Origin of the sequence: Singulisphaera acidiphila DSM 18658, assembly GCF_000242455.2 — a bacterium.
In the GTDB taxonomy this organism is placed as follows: Bacteria; Planctomycetota; Planctomycetia; order Isosphaerales; family Isosphaeraceae; genus Singulisphaera; species Singulisphaera acidiphila.
Genome location: NC_019892.1, coordinates 915,303 through 932,898 on the forward strand (window position 1 = coordinate 915,303; position 17,596 = coordinate 932,898).

The window sequence follows — 17,596 nt, forward strand, 5'->3', positions numbered from 1 at the left end:
ACCCATTTCCCGGTGAAGCCTGACGTTTGGCAACGACCAGAGGGGCGACCGTCAGAGTGACAATGAACCTGCTCGCCGGATCCGGTGCAAGGTTCCGCGCACCGGCCCGTGCTCGCTCTCCGCTCGGATCGGTTCGAGTTCCTGGACTAGGCCGCGATCGCGCAGGCAGGCGTCCAATCCTTCGGTCGCCACGCGGTAGGGGCCGGCGATCAGCGCGAGCCCGTTCGGCTCCAGGAGCCGGGCCAGGAGGTCGGCGACCAGCGGGACCAGTCGGCTCTCGTAGAGGACGTCGGCCCCGAGGATGATCGGGTAGCGTTCCTCGGGTAGCTCGCGCCAGTCGAGCAGCGCCGTGGAATAAGTCTCAGGGGCGAAGCCATTCGCCTCGGCGCTCAGGGCCGTGAATCGTAAGGGAGCCTCGTCGTAGTCGGTGAACCGGACCCGCAAGCCACGCCCCAAGGCCACCAGGCCGGCCAGGCCCAGGCCACAGCCGATCTCCAGGGCGTGCGCTCCCTCCGCCCAGGGCTCGCGCCCCACCGCCTCCGCCAGAAGATGAGCGCCGGGCCAGAGATAGGCCCAGTAGGGCATGTAGTCATCTTGCCGATTCCAGGCCAGAACGCTGGGGTCGTCCAGCAAACGGTCCGGGTCGGCAGGCCGCACCACGCGAATGTCCCGACCCCCGAACGAAAACGTCGAGGTCAGCACCGGACCCTCGTAAGTCGTGCCGGGCTTCGGGTTTGACTCAGTAATCATCGTTAGGTATCCGCGAAAAAAACTGTTTGACGACCTCGCGAACACGCGACTATAATGACAGGACCCTGTTGAGATTGAATCTCAATACGCTGCGTGACGCCCCCCCGGTCGAGTACCAGCCTACCCATAAAATTGATGGATCGCGACGTGGTAAACACTTCCATGCGACGGTTGGCGGTCTTGGCCTGGTTCCTGCTGTTGGGGGGGCTGTCGGCCCGCGCTGGGGACGTTTCGGGTCGGGTCGCCATGCCCGAGGTCTGCTCGCCCGGGGTCAGTCCTGCGGTTGTCAGCCTCGAGCCGGTCACTGGCACTGGATCCAGCCCGGCCGATCCGGCTCTGAAGCAGGCGGCCGATGCCGAGGTCGTGCTGGTCGACCAGAAGGGCTTGCAGTTCGTGCCTCGGGTGCAGGCGATGTCCCTGGGACGAACCTTGCGGTTTACCAATGCCGACTCGGAGCGGCATAGCGTCCACGTCGTGACTCCCGGCTTCGACTTTAACCAGTCGATGGCTCCTGGGGAACCCCATGACTGGGTTCCCGACAAACCAGGGGTTGTCCGCCTCGCCTGTGATATCCATAGCCACATGTGCGGATATGTCGTGGTAAGCGCGTCGCCCTGGGTGAAGACCTGCGATCGCGACGGCAAGTTTCGGTTTACCGAGGTTCCCGAGGGTCGCTACGTCTTGAATGTCTGGCACGAGATGGGTGAACCGCTCCGCAAGGAAGTGACGATCGGGGGCGAAGCCGCTTCCGACTTGGGCACCCTGACCGTGACGGCACCGTCGTTTACGCCCGTCGCCGGACAGGTGGCCCCAGTGCTTCCCTGGCCCGAGGTCATCGACCGGATCAGCCTGACCTTGGCCGCGAGCTTCGATGCGGCTACCCGCCCTGGTGAGTTTAAGAAGGCGAGGCGATTGGCGGAGGACGCCTACTGGGGTGAGTTTGAAGCGTCGGACATGGAAACGGCCGTGCGCACTTACCTGGGGTACGCCCGTGCCGGTGCGCTCGAAGGGGAGTTCCTTGCGACCCAGGCCGCAGCTTCGAAGGTGGCCAAAGGGAATGAGCCGCCGGAGTATATGGCCGAGCTCACGCGCAAGCTGCTCCTCAGCCTGGTCAACGCTTCGGATGACCTGAATAAGAAGGGGGTGCCCGATCGGACCCATGTGTTCGTGGGGGCGGCCAACGCGGCACCTCCCCTTGCGACGATCCCTGGCTCGCGCGATCAGCGCGCTCTCTTGCTGGGTCTGAAGCAAGGTCTGCTCGAACTTCAGGCGCTGGCCGACAAGGGCGAGGCCGAAGACGCCGCTTCGGCGATGACCTCGGTCTACCTGGTCGACTTCGAGCCCTTGGAGCGAATCTTGAACTCGTTGAATCCACGAGAGGTTCGCCCGCTGGAGATTGAGTTCAACCGGATTCGCGGCGAGGTCGGGTCGGGTCTGAAGGGCGAGAAGCTGGGGGCGAAGCTGAATGATTTGCAGGAGCGAGTCGCGCTCGCCTTGGGACGGGTGACGGAGCAACCCGCCGGGACCTTCGGACCGGCGTTCGCGGGGTCGCTGTTCATCATCCTGCGCGAAGGAGTCGAGGTCATCCTCCTCCTGGCCATGCTGGTGGCCTTGGCCACCAAGACGGCGCAGCCCGGGGCGATGCGGGCCATCGGCTGGGGGGTGGGATTGGCGGTCGTCGCCAGCATCATCACGGCTGTGGGCCTGAACCTGATCGTCAGCTCCGCCCAGAACAAGACGCGTGAGGTGGCTGAAGGGGTGGTCATGCTCGCGGCGTCGGGGGTCCTCTTCTACGTCAGTTACTGGCTGATCTCGCAGTCCGAGTCGAAGCGGTGGATGGATTTCCTCAAGCGGCAGGCCGCGCGCGGGTCGGAGATCGGCGGGCTTGGTACACTGGCTCTCACCGCGTTTCTGGCCGTCTATCGCGAGGGGGCCGAGACCGCGCTCATGTATCAGGCTTTGATCGGCGGGCATGGACGATCGCGTGAAGGGGTGATCGGGCTGGCGGTTGGCCTCGGTGTGGGCCTAGTTCTTCTGGCCGTGATCGCCTACATCATCCGGGCCAGCAGCGTTCGGCTGCCGCTTCGCTCCTTCTTCAAGTTCTCGGGAGTCGTCCTGTTCGCGATGGCTGTGGTCTTCGCGGGCAACGGGATCTTCGAGCTTCAGAACGCGGGCATCCTCAAGACGACCGAGCTGGAATGGTTTGGTCCGGGTCTGCCGGCCCTCGGCCTGCATCCGAACGTCCAGGCCCTCTCGGTGCAAGGGCTGTTGCTGCTCGGAGCCGCCTTCGCTCTGGTGCTGGTGCTCACAGGTGAAGTTTCGTCGACTCCGAAGCCGACCCGCCAAGCCGCCAGTCGCTAACTGTCGGGTCGGCCCTTGGTCCGGCCGCCGATCCTCATGTAAAGGACGTGCTGAGAGAAATCTGTCAGGCCGAAGGGGAGAGACCCACGGGGCTTCTCTTTTCTCACGCCCTTCCACGAGCTCAGTGGGACTGGCCATTCCCGTAGGGTCGGCCTTCGTGGGCCACCTTTGGCTCTCTCGGCAGGAAAAATAAGGAGGCTCTTCGTGCTCAAGCGCTGGGCGGGTCCACTGGTTACGGCTCTGATTCTCGGTGGTGTGGTCCTGGTCGTGGTGTTCAACCTCGACTTGAAGGGGGTATCGACCCCGAAGTCGGACTCCTCCGCTTCTTCGGCTGCGTCCCCGGCCGATCCCGTCCCTGGATCAGCCAAGCCCGTCGGCTTCCGCGAATATCCGATCGGTGAGCCGATCGAGAAGAACGAGATGCGGGTCGCGGCCGTCTGGCTCCCCTCGATTCAGATGGACGGAATGGTCGACCCGTCTGGCGCTGAGATGATCCACCTGGAAGCCGACATCCACGCCACCGAGGGCAACCGCAACGGCTTCGCCAAGGATGAGTTCGTCCCTTACATGAAGATCAGTTACAAGGTCCTTCCCGCCAAGGGGGGCGAACCTGTTCATCAAGGGGATCTCATGCCCATGGTCGCGAGCGACGGCCTTCACTATGGTGCAAGTCTCATAATGCCCAAGCCGGGAGAGTACAAGCTCGTTTTCGAGATCAATCCCCCCTCGTCCGGCGGCCTGGGCCGCCACTCCGACGCCGCTACGGGCGTCGCCGCTTGGTGGCAGCCGTTTCAGGCCTCCTTCGACTGGGATTATGAAGGGCTTCCCCAAGCCAATTCCAAGGCCGATGCAACGGCCCCGAAGACTGAAGGCTGAGTCGGGTTACTTGATTATCTGAGAATTCGAGAGTCGGTTTTTTGTAGCCCCGGAGGGGCGGTCGTCATGAGCCAAGGGCTTGCTCTGACGACCGCTCCTTCGGGGCTGCAAAGCGTAAATATATCGAACAATTTTCATAATATTGCGTTTCTGGTGTCAAGAATCGTTGGGGTTGCGAAGGATCCGGAGACAGTGGACCTGAGCAAGAGCCTTGTGGGGACGGTCCAACCCGTGTCTTTCTCTTTCTTTGTTGGGTAGGCTTCCGTTTGCCACCGCCCCGAGGAATGGGGTAGGTGACGATTTTGAGGACCCCTTGCATGATTGTCCCACGAATCGTCGGCTTTGCCTTGACCCTCACGACCTTGATTGCGGTTCAGGGGCGGATAGCTGTCGCTGCTGGCCCGCCGACTCGGCCGAACGTTTTGTTGGTTCTGACCGATGACCAGCGGGGTGACACGATCCGGGCGCTCGGGAATCCGGAGATCGAGACCCCGGTTCAGGACGCGCTGGTCGATCGTGGGTTTGTCTTCAGCAACGCTTACTGCCAGGGGAGCATGATCCCGGCGGTCTGCGCACCGAGCCGGACCATGCTTTTGACCGGCAAGTCGTTGTTCCGGATTCCATCACCGAACGCTCGGTCGTACGACGGCCCCACGCTTGGGGGGACGTTCGCCGCTCACGGGTACGCCACCCTCTGTGTGAGCAAGCCCGGGAACTCGTTCCGGGTGGGGCATGACCAATTTGCGAAGGTGGTTGCGATCCCACATTCCGGGGCATCCACCAGCCGGAAGTGCGCTGATGCGGCGATCGAATGGGTCGGAACCCAGCAGGCGGACCAGCCTTTGTTCGTTTATCTGGCCCCCTCGATGCCGCACGACCCGCGAACGGCCCCAGCGGAGACCCAGGCGAAGTACAACCCGGCCAAGCTCCGTCTCTCGAAAAACTTCATGCCGCGTCACCCGTTCGACAACGGCGAACTGGCTGTTCGCGACGAGTTACTGGCCCCCTTTCCCCGGACGCCCGAGGAGATGCGGCGGCACCTGGCGGAGTATTACGCCTGCGTCACCGAACTCGACCACCAGGTCGGGCGGGTGGTCGAGGCCCTTAAAACGGCGGGCCGGTGGGACAACACGGTGGTCGTCTTCACCAGCGACCAGGGCTTGGCGGTGGGGGGGCGGCATGGCCTGATGGGCAAGCAGAACCTGTATGAGCATGTGAAGCCTCCGCTCATCTTGGCCGGACCAGGGATCCCGAAGGGCCGGTCCGCCGCCCTGGTCTACTTGTACGACCTGTTCCCGACCCTCTGTGGTCTGACTGGGGTTCCTCTGCCAGCCGGGCTCGATGGTCAGAGTCTCGTTCCCGTGATCCGGGGAGAGCAGGCAAGGGTCCGAGACGCCCTCTTCCTTGCCTACCGCGATGTGCAGCGGGCGGCGAGGGACGAACGGTGGAAGCTGATCTGGTATCCGCAGGCCAATCAGATCCAGTTGTTCGACCTCAGTGTTGACCCCGACGAATTGACCAACCTGGCCGGCGATCCGAGCCATGCCCCGGAGCTCGAACGGCTCTCGACGCTGCTCCGTGGCTGGCAACGGGAGGTTGCGAATGTCGCCCCTGGTTCTCCTCTGAAGACGCCCTGATCGCCTCCTTTGGGAATGGGAAGGGGATTGACACAGAGGGCGGCGGCGGTACGATGAATGATGTCCATCCTACCCCGCGTCGTCCCTGTCGAGACGCTTTGGCCTCGGTTGGCGCCGATCTGTCGGCTCCCCCCACCGAAATCATCCCACCGTGATGTTTCAGACTTTCGAATGGATTCGCGAGCGCCCTTCGGCGTGCCTCGCGGTATTATGGAAGAGACGCCCGCACGCGTTGCGGGGCGGTCGTCTTGCCGTGCGTTCCGGTTCGGAGTCTTGGGATCATGATCGGGCTGGGGATGATCTGGGCCATGCTGGGACCTCGTTCGATCGCCCTGATCGTCATGGCTGTGCTTGCCTTGTACGGCCGGTCGGGCGTGTTGCAGACGCGTCAGGCCCGGGCGATCTTACCTTGGCTGACGCCCGCGCGACGGGCTCCGGGGACCGCGACGGCTCCCCCTTCAAGGCCCGCGGCGCGGTTCGGGCTCGGCGGGGATCGCATGTTCTGGTTCTTCACGATCCTTGCCGCGGCGGCCCTGGCCGCTTGGATCGTGACGCGGACAATCATCGTCAGCGGGTCCGGGGTTTCACACTGACTGACACTGGCACCATGCCTTCGCCTCTCTTTTGATCTGAATATGAAGGAGTGAGACCAATGATGCCGTTCGCTTTTATCGGAAGCCTGGGCCCGATGGAAATCGCCATCGTCGGCGGTGTGATGCTGCTGATGTTTGGCAATCGCCTGCCCAGCGTGATGCGGTCGCTCGGCAAGAGCGTGGTCGAGTTCAAGAAGGGGGTCGCGGGGATTGAGGATGACCTCGATCAGGCTGTCACGGCCGACACCAAGAAGCCCGTGCCGCCGCCCGAGGTTTGATCACGGACCGAGCTTGCGTTCTCTGCAAATTCGCGACCGGGATTAAATCGAATTGATCTGAACCGAACCGAATTTTTGAACCCTCTCCTCTCCGTGGAGATCCGATCGCATGTTGCCCAACCTTGGCCCGATGGAAATGATCATCGTGATGGCAGTCGCCGTGCTCCTGTTCGGTAAACGACTGCCCGAGGTCGGCCGCTCCCTGGGCAAGGGAATCGTCGAGTTCAAGAAGGGGCTGCGTGGACTCGAGGATGAACTCGACTTTTCATCCACGATCTCTTCGCACACTCCGAGCCGGCGGGCCGAGGAACGGGCTCGGCCGGTCGACTCCATCGAGACGTCGGTGCCCAAGTTCGAGCCTCCGACCGTCCCCCCGATCCCGCAGATGGAGATGAGCTACGAGCCCCAGCCTGCGCAGGACTGATGGATTCGACGCTTCCGCGGCAGGTCAAGGACTCTCGCTCTCACTTTCTTCGGTCGCGGCCGCCTCGGCGCGGCGGGCCAGGCGGACCGCTTGCCGGGCTTTCGCAGCCAGAGCGGTGCGATGGTCCGACGCGGTTTCCAGGAGCAGCGGAGGGACCGGCCGGGGATGCCCCTCGTCGTCGAGCGCGACGTAGAGGCCGTAGCCCAGGGCGACCATCCTCCGCTGGGCTCGGTCGAGCGGCTCGGCGAAGATTTCGATCCGTGCCTCCAGTGACGACCGGCCCACGTAGGTGATTTCGGCCGCCAGTTCGACCCGCTCACCGACGTAGACAGGGCCGAGGAACGTCATCGAATCGATCGCGGCTGTGGTGATCCGACCCCCGCTCGCGTGTCGGAGTGCCGCGACGGCGCCACACTCGTCGGCGAGGCGGAGCATGACCCCTCCGTGGAGCGTGCCGAAGGAGTTTGCCTGGCCCGGGTCGGTGATGATCGCCAGGCTGACGCGTGAGTCTGCGGCCCGTTTTGCGGCATCCACGTGTGTCCCTCTTGGTTCCGTCGACGTCGAGCGCGGCGGCCGAATGAGATTTTTTTGCTTGTGGCGCGACGCCTGATCCTACGCCAACGGCTTGCGCCTTGGCCAGCCTTTTGAGGGATGCCCGACCCGATGATCGAGGACGACTTCTTCGCGATCATCGACCCGCTCTTACGGCCAGCGGGCTCGATCGCCGAGGACGGGGAGGACTATCGCGAGCCTCCCCTGGACGTCCTCCGCTATTACCGTCGCCCGGTCCGGCTCCACTGGATCCCCTGGCTCGGCCGCGCCTTGAGCGTGGTGGCGGTGGTCCGCCAACCGATCGATATCGGCCTCTCGGTGGCCGATTACCGCCGCTTCCTGACCCGGCTGGCGATGGCCGTCAACGGCCGCTTCCCTCCTTGGCAGAAGCAGGGGCCGCGCGGCCTTGTGATCGGCCTCACCATCGTCGTCCTGACCCCTGAGCCGATTGGCCCCGAGGACGACGCGATCCTCAGCCAGGTCCTCGGCTCCCTCGGTCGCACCCGTGCGGTTCCGTTCGGCGTTATCCGGATCAACCTGGGCCAAGAGGCTATCGCGTTCGCCCTCGCCTCGAGCGACGATCAGCTTTTCCCCGAGCCGCTCCTCCTGGCCGACGCCTTGACCGAACACTTTCGCCGGTTCGTGCCCCTCATGGAATTGTAGTGGGCACGACGGGATAGGGGCTTGGGAGAGAGATTACCCTTCCATCAGCCAGAAGAAATGCGGGCGGGCGTGGTCGAACGTCGGGTCCGAGCGTGAGGCCTGGAGGGCGGCGGCCACGCGACGCGCGGGGTCGAGCTCGGGGGACCGGACGATCCGCGGCAGGTTGCAGTAGGCGGAGGAGTTGATCTTGATGTGGACCTCGGCCGACTGGGGCGAGGGCCGCTCGAGACGGAAGCTCTCGGGGCCGTCGGAACCTTGAGTGGTGAGGGTCGTCGCGAGGAGCCGGGCGAGCGGAGCGGCCGAATCCACCTCGGTGACGATCTCGACGGGAACCTCGCCCACAGGGCCTTGGAACCGGGCGCGAAGGAGGCCGGGGGAGTGCTCGGGGGCCCCCAGCGGTTTCCAGCCGAGTTGACCCGCGAGCCAGGCCGCGAGCCAGACGGCCAGGCGAGGGGGAACCTCGCCCGTCGGCGCCAGCGCCTCGATCCGGACCGAGTCGATCCGCTTCAACGCTTCGTGATGGCAGGATAGGTCGAAGAACTGGGCGACGAGTTCGCGCCAGCGGGTGAGTCCGAACCAGACGGCGTCGCGGCTGTAGGCGTTGATTTTCGGGTCGAGCCCGAGCCGGATGGCGGCGAGGTCGGTGCCCGGGTCGGGCAGGTCGAGAATCAGGCGCGAGCACTCGTCGGCCAGGTTCCGGAACAAGGGCTCGTCGAGCCTCGGGTCGTCGGTCCACCAGAGGATGAAGGGAAGGTCGGCTTCGAGCAAGGGGCGGACCGCCCCCGGCAGGAGGTCGGTCGCCTGCGAACCGCCACGGAGGACGATCCGCTCGCTACAGACTTGCGGGAGCCCGGGCGCGGGGATGTAGCAGAGTGCTGAGACCTCGGCGGCGATCGTCCGGTCTGGGTCTTCGGTTCTCCGGAGCACGATCGTCCGGCAGGGATACTGCGAGGTCACTTCGTCGAGCACTTGCTTGAGGCCGGGTGAATTGGCCTCCCGCCCCTCGACGACCAGGTTCGCCAGGACGACCCGGGTGACGTGCGGGCTCTCCAGGTCCGGGCCCCCCGCACGCTCTGCGGAGGGGCCCCAGAGCCGGAGGAGCTCGGTCTCGATGTTGTGGAGGTCAACGGGGACCCCTTCGCCGTTCAGGAATGCGTCGGACGATGTCTCAGCCATCGGGTTCGCCCTTTGAGGTCCTTTTGGATCGTTCGACGTCCGGTCCCGACACGTTGAGAAAAGGGGGTCGGTTCTGTTGTTCCCAGCGAAACTCAGAGCCTGCGCCAGCGGGATTGCTCGCCCGCCATGAGGGCGTCGGCTGCCTCGGGGCCCCAGCTACCGGCAACGTAAGGGGCCGGCGGGGGGGCATCGGGGCGAGCCCAGGCGTCGAGGATTGCGTCGCAGAACCGCCAGGCACTCTCGACGGCGTCGGTCCGGGTGTAGAGGGTCGGGTCGCCGAGCATGACGTCGAGCAAGAGCCGCTCGTAGGCCTCGGGCGGCGGAACCGCGAACGCCGTGCCATAGCGGAAGTCCATCCGGACCTCTTGCAGCCTGCGTCTCGAGGCGGGCACCTTGGCCTGGAAGGCGAGGCTGGCCCCTTCATTCGGCTGGATCCGCAGGACGAGCAGGTTCGCCGCCCCCCCTGCCTCTTCGCTATCCACCTCGAACAAGGTCGTCGGCGGCTGGCGGAACTGGATCGCGATCTCCGAGGCTCGCTTGGGGAGTCGCTTGCCGGTCCGCAGGTAGAACGGCACGCCCGCCCAGCGCCAGTTGTTCAGGGTCGTCCGCAGGGCGACGTAGGTCTCGGTCTGCGAGTCGGGTTTGACCCCCTTCTCGTCGTGGTAGCCGGGGACTTCCTTCCCTTCGATCGAGCCGGCGACGTACTGGCCCCGGACCACGTTCTTGGCCACGTCCTCGGGCGTCCAGTGCGGCAGCGCCTCGAGCACCTTGACGCGCTCGTTCCGCACCGCGTCGGCCGAGAGATCCACCGGGGCTTCCATCGCCACCAGGCAGAGCAACTGCATCAGGTGGTTCTGGACCATGTCGCGGAGCGCGCCCGAGTTATCGTAGTAGCCCCCCCGCCCTCCGGCCATGCCGAGCTCTTCGGAGACCGTGATCTGCACCGACTCGACGTACCGCCGGTTCCAGATCGGCTCGAAGATTGCGTTGCCGAACCGGAGGGCCAGGATGTTCTGAACCGTCTCTTTACCGAGGTAGTGATCGATCCGGTAGACCTGGCTCTCGTCGAGGACGCTGGTGATGTCGCGGTTCAGTTCGCGGGCACTGGCCAGGTCGTGGCCGAACGGCTTCTCGATGACCACGCGGCTCCAGGGAGCTTCCTGGCGGCTCGGATAGACGAGGCCGGCATGGCCGAGATGCTCGATGATCGTCGAAAAGAACTCGGGGGCGACCGCCAGGTAGTAGAGCCGGTTGCCACGAGTTCCGTGCGAGACGTCGAGCTGATCCAGCCGCTCTTTGAGCCGGGTGTAGGCCGTCGGGTCGTCAAACGTGCCCGAGACAAAGGCGAGCCGGGTGGCGAACTGCGGCCAGAACTCGGCAAAGTCCGGGTCGCCGTTTTTGGAGAGGCTCTTTTCCAGCTCCCCACGGAACTGTTCGTCGGTCCAGTCTCTCCGGGCCACGCCGACGATTGCGCACTCGGACGGGAGGTTGCCTCCCCGCGCCAGGTGGTAGAGCGCCGGCACGAGCTTGCGATGCGTCAGGTCGCCGGTCGCGCCGAACAGGACCACGGCGCAGGGGTCAGGGACCCGTGCCCTTGGCAAGTTCTGCCGCAACGGGTTGGCGTCGACCGTGCCGATCGATTCCGTCATCCGCAGGCTCCCGCGAGAAAAAGGAGGAAAAGGGACCGCATCGGCGGGCCCAATCCGACTCAAGTCGATCCCGAAGAGTGTACGTGCCCCGACCCCTCGCGATCAAGAGATCCAGCGTCCGGGTCTGCTGGGCCTCGTGACCCCTCCCGGCTCGATCTCAGTCGCCCGTGGCGCGGCGATGAGAGGGGAGCGAATCCCCCCCCTCGTACCAATGTGAGAGCCCTCTCCCCTTTTCTTTCTGACATGGCGAGACGTGCTGTTTTGGCGGCTGTTCGATTGTTGCTGATTGGGAAATATGCTGGCCTGAGCATGAGGCCGGGATGCAGAGTGGTGGAGGTTGGTCTGAGCTGCGAAGCCTCGCGATGCTGTCCACCCCGACTCCGGTTGTCGCATCATCTTTCACGGAAAGTTAAGGAGAAGTGAGGGCCTGTCGGGTTCGGATACCAGGCCGCGGAGTCGAACCGCGCATGTCGAGGATCTTACCCTCAACCGAGCACCGGCTACCTGATGGATTGAGTATCAGCCTTGGAGGGGGCACTGGTCAAGCAAGGGGGCAAGCATTTGCAGCCGCCGCATCCCCTCCCTCTTGCGTCCTTTCACAAACAGAGCCTGGGCCCCCTCTTTTTTCCTCAGGAGCTTATGAGACTCAGGGCTTCTGGAATTCCTGGCGGAGGTTGCCGAGGGAACGTTGGACATCGGCGAGCGTGCCGACGGCGACGAACGTGCGGTAGCGATACTCGCCCGGCTTGACTCCCTTGGGGTCATTGACCCGGAAGACGCAGTTCCACTTGGTGACCTTCGCCGCCTCGAAGCGGAACCGGCCGTAACCCGGCGAGGGGTCGGGCGAATAGACACCCATCGCGTGCGAGCCGCTCGGGGTGGTGAGGATCACGGGTGATGCCTGTTCGCCGGGGCCGTCGTCGAGAGGGAGCAAACGCTCCGTGGGCTCGTCGTATTTCAAGAAGCGACTGAATTCGGCCGGCATATAGCCGGTCACAGCCTCGAACTGGGCGTAGTTGTGCCGCTCGCCTTCGGGAATGACAAACGCCACCTCATACTCGATCACGTGGGGGTTACCCCCATGGCCGAGGCGGACTCGCTTGGAAACCAGGTGGTCCGACAAGATTCGGTCGTTCTTTGCCAGGTGGCCCTCGGACTTTTCACCAGGGGTCAGCCAGAACGCCATTTGCGTCGTGGTCCGCAACTCCGGGCCGTCCACGGCCAGCTTCAAGAGCCGGCTCGACGACTTTTCGCCCGCCCCGTCGGCATTCGATCCCGCCTCGGTCGGGTTGAAGACCTCGGGGAAGAACCGCTCTCCGCAGTCGAAGTTCGCCGCCGACTGAAGCTGCCGCCCGTGATCGAAGCTGTCGATGAACTCTTTGCCGTTCCAGCGGACCGAGTGGATCGCGCCGGCCAGCCGTTCGGTGGTGGTGATTACGATCTCCGAAGGACCCGCCTGCGCCCGGATCACGGCGTTCCCGGTCGGCCGCTCGGGAGGGGCTCCCGTGGCTGACAATCCACAAAGTAAAAAGATTATCTGATGCATTGATCGCGTCCTCGTTTGTTCTTCCTCGTTACGGATGATGCAGTGAGCCGGGGGCCAGCTTGAGAAGCCTCGGATGTTCCGCAAGCCGCCTGCCTGGAAAGTCGATCCGGTCAGAGAGTTGGGAGTGTGAGAATTTCGTGACGACTTGCTTACCAGTGGCCACGAACCCTATTCTAGAACTTGATTTGCGCGGAGTCGTTATCGATGGACATCTTCGACGAAGAGGGTGGAGTCCAATGTTACGCCCGAAGACCTTGCGGGCCGGTCTCTTCCTGGGCGGATTGGCCTGGGTCGTGGCGACTGGCGCGGGACTTCTGGCCGTACATTCCTATGAGCTGACCCCCGGCCCGACTGTGGAGGCCGATCGCATTTGGCCGGCCGGAAGCCGGCTCCGATTCGATCCCGGTCGGGCGAATCTCGTCGTCGTGGCCCATCCCCGCTGCCCCTGCACGCGGGCCAGCTTTGAAGAACTTTCGCAGCTCATCGACCGGTCTCAAGTTCCTTTGGCGATCCACGTGTTGTTCTACCAACCACGCACAGCGCGAGGGCGCTGGGGACCGGAGGACCTTCATCGGCGTGCCGCTGCGATTCCAGGGGTCGAGGTGCTTCAGGATTCAGGTGGGGAGGAAGCGGCCCGCTTCAACGCCGAGACGTCGGGATCGGTCCTTTTGTACGATCGGCAGCGGCGGCTGCTCTTTGCCGGTGGTATCACCGCCGCGCGAGGGCGCACCGGCGACAATCTTGGGCTCGAGGCGGTGATTGCCCACTTGAGCGGGTCGACCGCCCAGGCGACGGCTCCCGTGTTCGGCTGCTCGCTCCGAAATCTCTCCGACTCTCCGGAAGAACGAGAAAAATGAGCATTGCTGCGCACGATGATGTGGCACACCAGGCGAGTGCGACGTTCACCGACGAGGTGACGAGGATGGCCGGTCGCGTCGACCGGCTGTTTGCGGGGTTGATCGCTTTCCAATGGATCGCGGCGATCTGCATCGCCTTACTGATCTCGCCACGCACCTGGGCGGGGACAACGAGCGGGGTCCACTTTCACGTCTGGGCCGCCATCCTCTTGGGGGGAGCGATCGCAAGCTTCCCGATCGCCCTGGCGTCAATGTTGCCCGGCCGGGTGATCACGCGGCATGTGATCGCGGTTGGGCAGATGCTCATGGGAGTCCTGCTGATCCACCTGACCGGGGGTCGGATCGAGACTCACTTCCATATCTTCGGTTCGCTCGCTTTCCTCGCGTTTTACCGGGATTGGCGGGTACTCATCACGGCTTCGGCCGTCGTGGCGATCGACCATTATCTGGGCGGCCTCTTTTGGCCCCGGTCGACCTTTGGCACCAACGCGCCGGGGACTTGGCGGTGGCTTGAGCACGCGAGTTGGGTCATTTTCGAGGACATTTTCCTCATCTGCTTCTGTCTGGAGGGAATTCGCGATCTGAGGGGGGCCGCAGTCCGGCAGGCTGAGCTCGAAGCGGCTCGAGTGCGCATTGAGGCTGCGGGGCAGGCGCGTGCCACGGAGCTTGAGAAGCGGGTGGCCGATCGAACCGCGGAACTTGTCTACGCCAAGGAGGCGGCCGAGGCGGCCAGTCGGGCCAAGAGTGAATTCCTCGCCAACGTGAGCCACGAGATCCGCACCCCGATGAACGGGATCATCGGTATGACCGAATTGGTTCTTGACACTGCGCTCTCGACCGAGCAGCAAGAGTATCTTGAGGTGGTCGCCTCGTCGGCCGACTCGCTGCTGACGGTGATCAACGACATTCTCGACTTCTCCAAGATCGAGGCGGGTAAGCTCGAACTGGACCGCTGCCCATTCGACCTGAGGGATTGCCTGGGCGACGCGCTCCGTCCGCTCGCGATGCGGGCGCACCAGAAGGGCCTGGAACTCGCGTTCGACATCGCGCACAACGTGCCCGACGCCCTGATCGGCGATGGCGGCCGGCTCCGCCAGATTGTGGTCAATCTTGTCGGCAACGCCATCAAGTTCACCGACCGGGGCGAGGTCGTCGTGACGGTCGGGCAGGCTTGGTGTGACGGCAAGGAGGTCGGTCTCCGGATCGAGGTCCTCGATACCGGAATCGGTATCCCGGCCCACCGTCACAAGGCGATCTTCGCGCCCTTCGAGCAGGCCGATGGATCGATGACCCGCAAGTTTGGCGGCACCGGCCTGGGCCTGTCGATCTCTTGCCGACTGGTCGAGATGATGGGGGGCGAGATCTCACTGGAGAGTCGCATCGGCGAGGGAAGTACCTTCTCGTTCACCGCCCGGTTCGGACTTGGTGTTGCCCCCGCCCCCACCACGGGCGCCGCGCTGGGGGTGGATCTCCACGACCTGCCCGTCCTGATCGTTGACGATAATGCGACGAACCGCCGCATCCTCCGCGACCTGACGATCCAATGGGGCATGCGGCCGACAACCTGCGAGGATGGCTACGGTGCCCTGCACCAGTTGCGTCATGCGGCTGCCGTCGGCGACCCGTTCCGCCTGGCTTTTTTCGATGCGATGATGCCGGCGATGGATGGGTTCACACTCCTGGCGCGGTGCCGGAGCGATCGCGATATGGCCGCCTTGCCGATCATCATGCTTTCCTCGGCAGGCCTGCAAGGGGATGCGGAACGGTGTCGTGAGTTCGGCGTGGCCTACCTGACGAAGCCGGCCAAGCAGTCGGATCTTTTGAAGGCGATCGTGGACATCCTGTCGGATACCCCGTCTTCCAAAGCCGCTGCCGCGCTCGACTCCTCTGGAATAGCCTCATCGCCTGCTCCGCGCCGGCTTCGCGTTTTGGTCGCCGAGGACAACCCGGTCAACCAGACTTTGGCGATCCGCTTGCTGGCGAAGCTGGGTCACGACTCGGTCGTCGTGGGGGATGGTCGGCAAGCCCTCAACAGACTCGAGAAGGGAGGATTTGACCTTGTGCTGATGGATCTCCAGATGCCCAATCTCGATGGTTTGGAAGCGACGAGCCTCCTCCGCGAGCATGAGGCGAGGGAGGGAGGGCACATGCCGGTGATCGCCATGACGGCTCATGCGATGCGCGGGGATCGCGAGCGATGCCTTGCGGCGGGGTGTGACGGCTACGTCTCGAAGCCGATGCGTTCCCGAGATCTTGCGGGTGCCATCGAGGAGGTCATGACTCAGGCCGAGTTCCCGGCCACCGAGGGGGCGCCGCTCGTCGCACCCGAGGTGGAGACGGGGCGAGAATCCGCCTTCAATCTCGCGGACGCCCTTGCCGATGTCGAAGGTGATCAAGCCTTGCTTCGCGAACTTGCCCTGATTTTCCTGGAAGACTGCCCGCGTCTGAAGGCGGCCGTGCATGAGGCCGTCGAAGCCGGCAGTCCGGAGCGACTCTATCGTGCGGCGCATGCGCTGAAGGGGGCCGTGTCCAATTTCGGGGCACGGGGTGCCTTCGAGGCCGCCGTTCGACTTGAAGCGCTGGGGCGGGGTGGCGATCTGATCGGGCACGGCCCGATCGTCAGGCATCTTGAGGGCCAACTCGACGATTTGCTTGGCGCGCTCGCCACCCTCGTTGCCGTGGATGGGGACACGGCCGGCTGTCCCGCTGTGGACTCGGATCTCTCTTCCCGGAACGGGCAAAGGACAATGCCATGAGAATCCTGGTTGCCGAGGACGACCGGGTCTCCTCCCTGAAACTTTGCAGGGCGCTTGAGAAGCTGAGTTTCGAGGTGGAGGTCGTTCTCAATGGAGCGGACGCCTGGGACCGAATTCGCAACGGCAAGGTGGAGTTGCTCATCTCCGACTGGATGATGCCTGAGATGGACGGGCTCGAATTGTGCCGGTTGGTCCGGGCCCGCCCCGACGCCCTCTATACCTACGTCATCATGCTGACTTCACGCGATAGCCGTGACGACCGTCTTGCCGGGCTGGAGGCCGGGGCTGACGATTTTCTGACCAAGCCGTTTGATTCGACCGAACTCGTCGCCCGGCTGAACGTCGCCCGGCGGATCTTGACGATGCAAAGACAGCTGCATTCGCATGCGATCCAACTCGCCGAGCTCCATGCCGTGCTCGAGCGGCAGAATGAACTGCTGGTTGAGCGGGCCGCCACGGACGGTCTGACTGGCCTGAACAACCGGAGCTACTTTGATGAGACGCTTCGGTCTGCTCTGGCTGCCGCGGAACGCCATGATAAACTTCTGTCGCTGATCTTGGTGGACGTCGATCACTTCAAAACATTCAATGATAGCTTCGGTCATCAGGCGGGCGACGAGGCGCTTCGGATTGTGGCCGAGACGCTCCGGTCTACCACGCGCGCCCATGATAAGGTCGCCCGCTTCGGCGGTGAGGAGTTCGCCGTTCTGCTGCCGGAGACCGACGAGAACGGCGCCCGGATGATCGCCGAGCGGCTCAGAGTCGCCATCGAGACTCACCACTGGGTACGCCGGCCGGTGTCGGCAAGCCTCGGGATCGCGACGACTCGTTTCCCGGTTCCGGACGCGGCGCAACTCATCGAGGAAGCCGACAAAGCGCTCTACCGTTCGAAGTCGATGGGGCGTAACCGCGTCACCCATCATCTCGACCTGGATCCGGATCACACCCCCGGGCCACGTCGCACGGCCGCAATCGTTTGATTCGGTCGTTTGCTCGATGACCCCTTGGGGCTGTGCCGCTCGACCCAGCACAGCAGGCAGGTTTCCTGTCCTTTTTGTTTTGGGAAAACCTCCCAAGCGGTGACGGTTTCCGTACCCCGCAATTATTGCCCGTTCCTTTTCGCTCCGACGCACCAGAGCATGCAGGGATACGTGCACGTTGGAGACGCTCCAGTTATTGGCGATTTCTTACGTCTGGACGTGACTGAAGCAAGTCGTTTACAATCAACGATGAGGTATCAATATCCTCTCGATGATCCTCCCTTTGCTGGAGGGACAAGTCTTGCCTACATCTTTAGAAGCCTGCCGGCTTACGATGCTTGTGATTGGAATTGCCGCGATACCACTCGCTTTGCTCATTGAATGGATGCTCCCGTCGTCCCGTTCTCGTCGGCGGGCTCGACTCCCACTCCCGACCCCGATGCCCAGTCGCCCCGCCACGGCGAAGTCGCGGATTTTGAGGGCGACCACCTTGCGGGA

Annotated in this window: 15 protein-coding genes; 10 read left to right on the forward strand and 5 right to left on the reverse strand. The window is 63.9% G+C overall.

What is annotated here, in order from left to right; translation table 11 throughout:
• Positions 1-51: 51 nt before the first annotated feature.
• Entirely contained in the window at positions 52-750 is a 699-nt protein-coding gene (locus SINAC_RS03585; RefSeq protein WP_015244330.1) for a class I SAM-dependent methyltransferase, read from the reverse strand.
• A gap of 162 nt (positions 751-912) precedes the next feature.
• Between SINAC_RS03585 and SINAC_RS03590 the strand changes: the two genes are divergently transcribed.
• The 6 genes from SINAC_RS03590 (at position 913) to SINAC_RS03620 (ending at position 6,919) form a co-directional block, all read left to right on the forward strand.
• Positions 913-3,111 carry an FTR1 family protein gene (locus SINAC_RS03590; RefSeq protein ID WP_020465935.1) on the forward strand — a complete coding sequence of 733 codons (2,199 nt, stop codon included), beginning with the start codon at positions 913-915 and terminating at the stop codon, positions 3,109-3,111.
• Positions 3,112-3,315: 204 nt separating this feature from the next.
• Complete coding sequence (locus SINAC_RS03595; RefSeq protein ID WP_015244332.1) at positions 3,316-3,987, forward strand: iron transporter; 672 nt, start codon at positions 3,316-3,318, stop codon at positions 3,985-3,987.
• A gap of 317 nt (positions 3,988-4,304) precedes the next feature.
• Positions 4,305-5,624, forward strand: coding sequence for a sulfatase-like hydrolase/transferase (locus tag SINAC_RS03605; protein ID WP_015244334.1), 1,320 nt, complete (start codon positions 4,305-4,307; stop codon positions 5,622-5,624).
• Positions 5,625-5,932: 308 nt separating this feature from the next.
• Complete coding sequence (locus tag SINAC_RS03610; RefSeq protein ID WP_244884925.1) at positions 5,933-6,217, forward strand: hypothetical protein; 285 nt, start codon at positions 5,933-5,935, stop codon at positions 6,215-6,217.
• Positions 6,218-6,276: 59 nt separating this feature from the next.
• Entirely contained in the window at positions 6,277-6,495 is a 219-nt protein-coding gene (locus SINAC_RS03615) for a Sec-independent protein translocase subunit TatA/TatB (RefSeq protein ID WP_015244336.1), read from the forward strand.
• 109 nt (positions 6,496-6,604) lie between these two features.
• Positions 6,605-6,919: a twin-arginine translocase TatA/TatE family subunit gene (locus SINAC_RS03620; protein ID WP_015244337.1), complete on the forward strand. Its 315-nt coding sequence runs from the start codon at positions 6,605-6,607 to the stop codon at positions 6,917-6,919.
• A 24-nt stretch (positions 6,920-6,943) separates the two neighbouring features.
• Here SINAC_RS03620 and SINAC_RS03625 read toward each other — a convergent pair whose 3' ends face one another.
• The gene (locus tag SINAC_RS03625) at positions 6,944-7,453 is read right to left on the reverse strand and encodes an acyl-CoA thioesterase (RefSeq protein ID WP_015244338.1); all 510 of its coding nucleotides are present in this window, start codon (positions 7,451-7,453) and stop codon (positions 6,944-6,946) included.
• A gap of 129 nt (positions 7,454-7,582) precedes the next feature.
• Here SINAC_RS03625 and SINAC_RS03630 point away from each other — a divergent pair, with 129 nt between their 5' ends.
• On the forward strand, positions 7,583-8,134 hold the full coding sequence (locus SINAC_RS03630) for a hypothetical protein (protein WP_015244339.1): 552 nt from the start codon (positions 7,583-7,585) through the stop codon (positions 8,132-8,134).
• A 33-nt stretch (positions 8,135-8,167) separates the two neighbouring features.
• On the opposite strand, the gene SINAC_RS03635 is transcribed toward SINAC_RS03630, so the two are convergent.
• The 3 genes from SINAC_RS03635 to SINAC_RS03645 all read right to left on the reverse strand — a co-directional run bounded on the left by SINAC_RS03635 (position 8,168) and on the right by SINAC_RS03645 (position 12,505).
• Positions 8,168-9,310, reverse strand: coding sequence for a glucose-6-phosphate dehydrogenase assembly protein OpcA (locus tag SINAC_RS03635; protein WP_015244340.1), 1,143 nt, complete (start codon positions 9,308-9,310; stop codon positions 8,168-8,170).
• A gap of 92 nt (positions 9,311-9,402) precedes the next feature.
• Positions 9,403-10,959, reverse strand: coding sequence for a glucose-6-phosphate dehydrogenase (gene zwf / locus SINAC_RS03640; protein ID WP_015244341.1), 1,557 nt, complete (start codon positions 10,957-10,959; stop codon positions 9,403-9,405).
• 646 nt (positions 10,960-11,605) lie between these two features.
• Entirely contained in the window at positions 11,606-12,505 is a 900-nt protein-coding gene (locus SINAC_RS03645) for a hypothetical protein (RefSeq protein WP_015244342.1), read from the reverse strand.
• Between the two features lie 236 nt (positions 12,506-12,741).
• On the opposite strand from SINAC_RS03645, the gene SINAC_RS03650 reads away from it, so the two are divergent.
• The 3 genes from SINAC_RS03650 to SINAC_RS03660 are packed head-to-tail and all read left to right on the forward strand — an operon-like array spanning position 12,742 to position 17,098.
• Entirely contained in the window at positions 12,742-13,362 is a 621-nt protein-coding gene (locus tag SINAC_RS03650; RefSeq protein WP_015244343.1) for a hypothetical protein, read from the forward strand.
• Positions 13,359-16,118: a hybrid sensor histidine kinase/response regulator gene (locus SINAC_RS03655; RefSeq protein ID WP_015244344.1), complete on the forward strand. Its 2,760-nt coding sequence runs from the start codon at positions 13,359-13,361 to the stop codon at positions 16,116-16,118. Before SINAC_RS03650 ends, SINAC_RS03655 begins: the two co-directional genes overlap by 4 nt.
• The gene (locus SINAC_RS03660; RefSeq protein ID WP_015244345.1) at positions 16,115-17,098 is read left to right on the forward strand and encodes a diguanylate cyclase; all 984 of its coding nucleotides are present in this window, start codon (positions 16,115-16,117) and stop codon (positions 17,096-17,098) included. Before SINAC_RS03655 ends, SINAC_RS03660 begins: the two co-directional genes overlap by 4 nt.
• Positions 17,099-17,596: the final 498 nt, after the last annotated feature.

What these genes read in the sequence shown, in the direction of transcription:
- SINAC_RS03630 (WP_015244339.1), top strand. Translation starts at nt 7,583, where the DNA reads ATGATCGAGGACGACTTCTTCGCGATCATCGACCCGCTCTTACGGCCA.
- SINAC_RS03635 (WP_015244340.1), bottom strand. Translation starts at nt 9,310, where the DNA reads ATGGCTGAGACATCGTCCGACGCATTCCTGAACGGCGAAGGGGTCCCC.
- SINAC_RS03615 (WP_015244336.1), top strand. Translation starts at nt 6,277, where the DNA reads ATGATGCCGTTCGCTTTTATCGGAAGCCTGGGCCCGATGGAAATCGCC.
- SINAC_RS03605 (WP_015244334.1), top strand. Translation starts at nt 4,305, where the DNA reads ATGATTGTCCCACGAATCGTCGGCTTTGCCTTGACCCTCACGACCTTG.
- SINAC_RS03655 (WP_015244344.1), top strand. Translation starts at nt 13,359, where the DNA reads ATGAGCATTGCTGCGCACGATGATGTGGCACACCAGGCGAGTGCGACG.
- zwf (WP_015244341.1), bottom strand. Translation starts at nt 10,959, where the DNA reads ATGACGGAATCGATCGGCACGGTCGACGCCAACCCGTTGCGGCAGAAC.
- SINAC_RS03650 (WP_015244343.1), top strand. Translation starts at nt 12,742, where the DNA reads ATGTTACGCCCGAAGACCTTGCGGGCCGGTCTCTTCCTGGGCGGATTG.
- SINAC_RS03645 (WP_015244342.1), bottom strand. Translation starts at nt 12,505, where the DNA reads ATGCATCAGATAATCTTTTTACTTTGTGGATTGTCAGCCACGGGAGCC.
- SINAC_RS03620 (WP_015244337.1), top strand. Translation starts at nt 6,605, where the DNA reads ATGTTGCCCAACCTTGGCCCGATGGAAATGATCATCGTGATGGCAGTC.
- SINAC_RS03660 (WP_015244345.1), top strand. Translation starts at nt 16,115, where the DNA reads ATGAGAATCCTGGTTGCCGAGGACGACCGGGTCTCCTCCCTGAAACTT.
- SINAC_RS03590 (WP_020465935.1), top strand. Translation starts at nt 913, where the DNA reads ATGCGACGGTTGGCGGTCTTGGCCTGGTTCCTGCTGTTGGGGGGGCTG.
- SINAC_RS03585 (WP_015244330.1), bottom strand. Translation starts at nt 750, where the DNA reads ATGATTACTGAGTCAAACCCGAAGCCCGGCACGACTTACGAGGGTCCG.
- SINAC_RS03610 (WP_244884925.1), top strand. Translation starts at nt 5,933, where the DNA reads ATGCTGGGACCTCGTTCGATCGCCCTGATCGTCATGGCTGTGCTTGCC.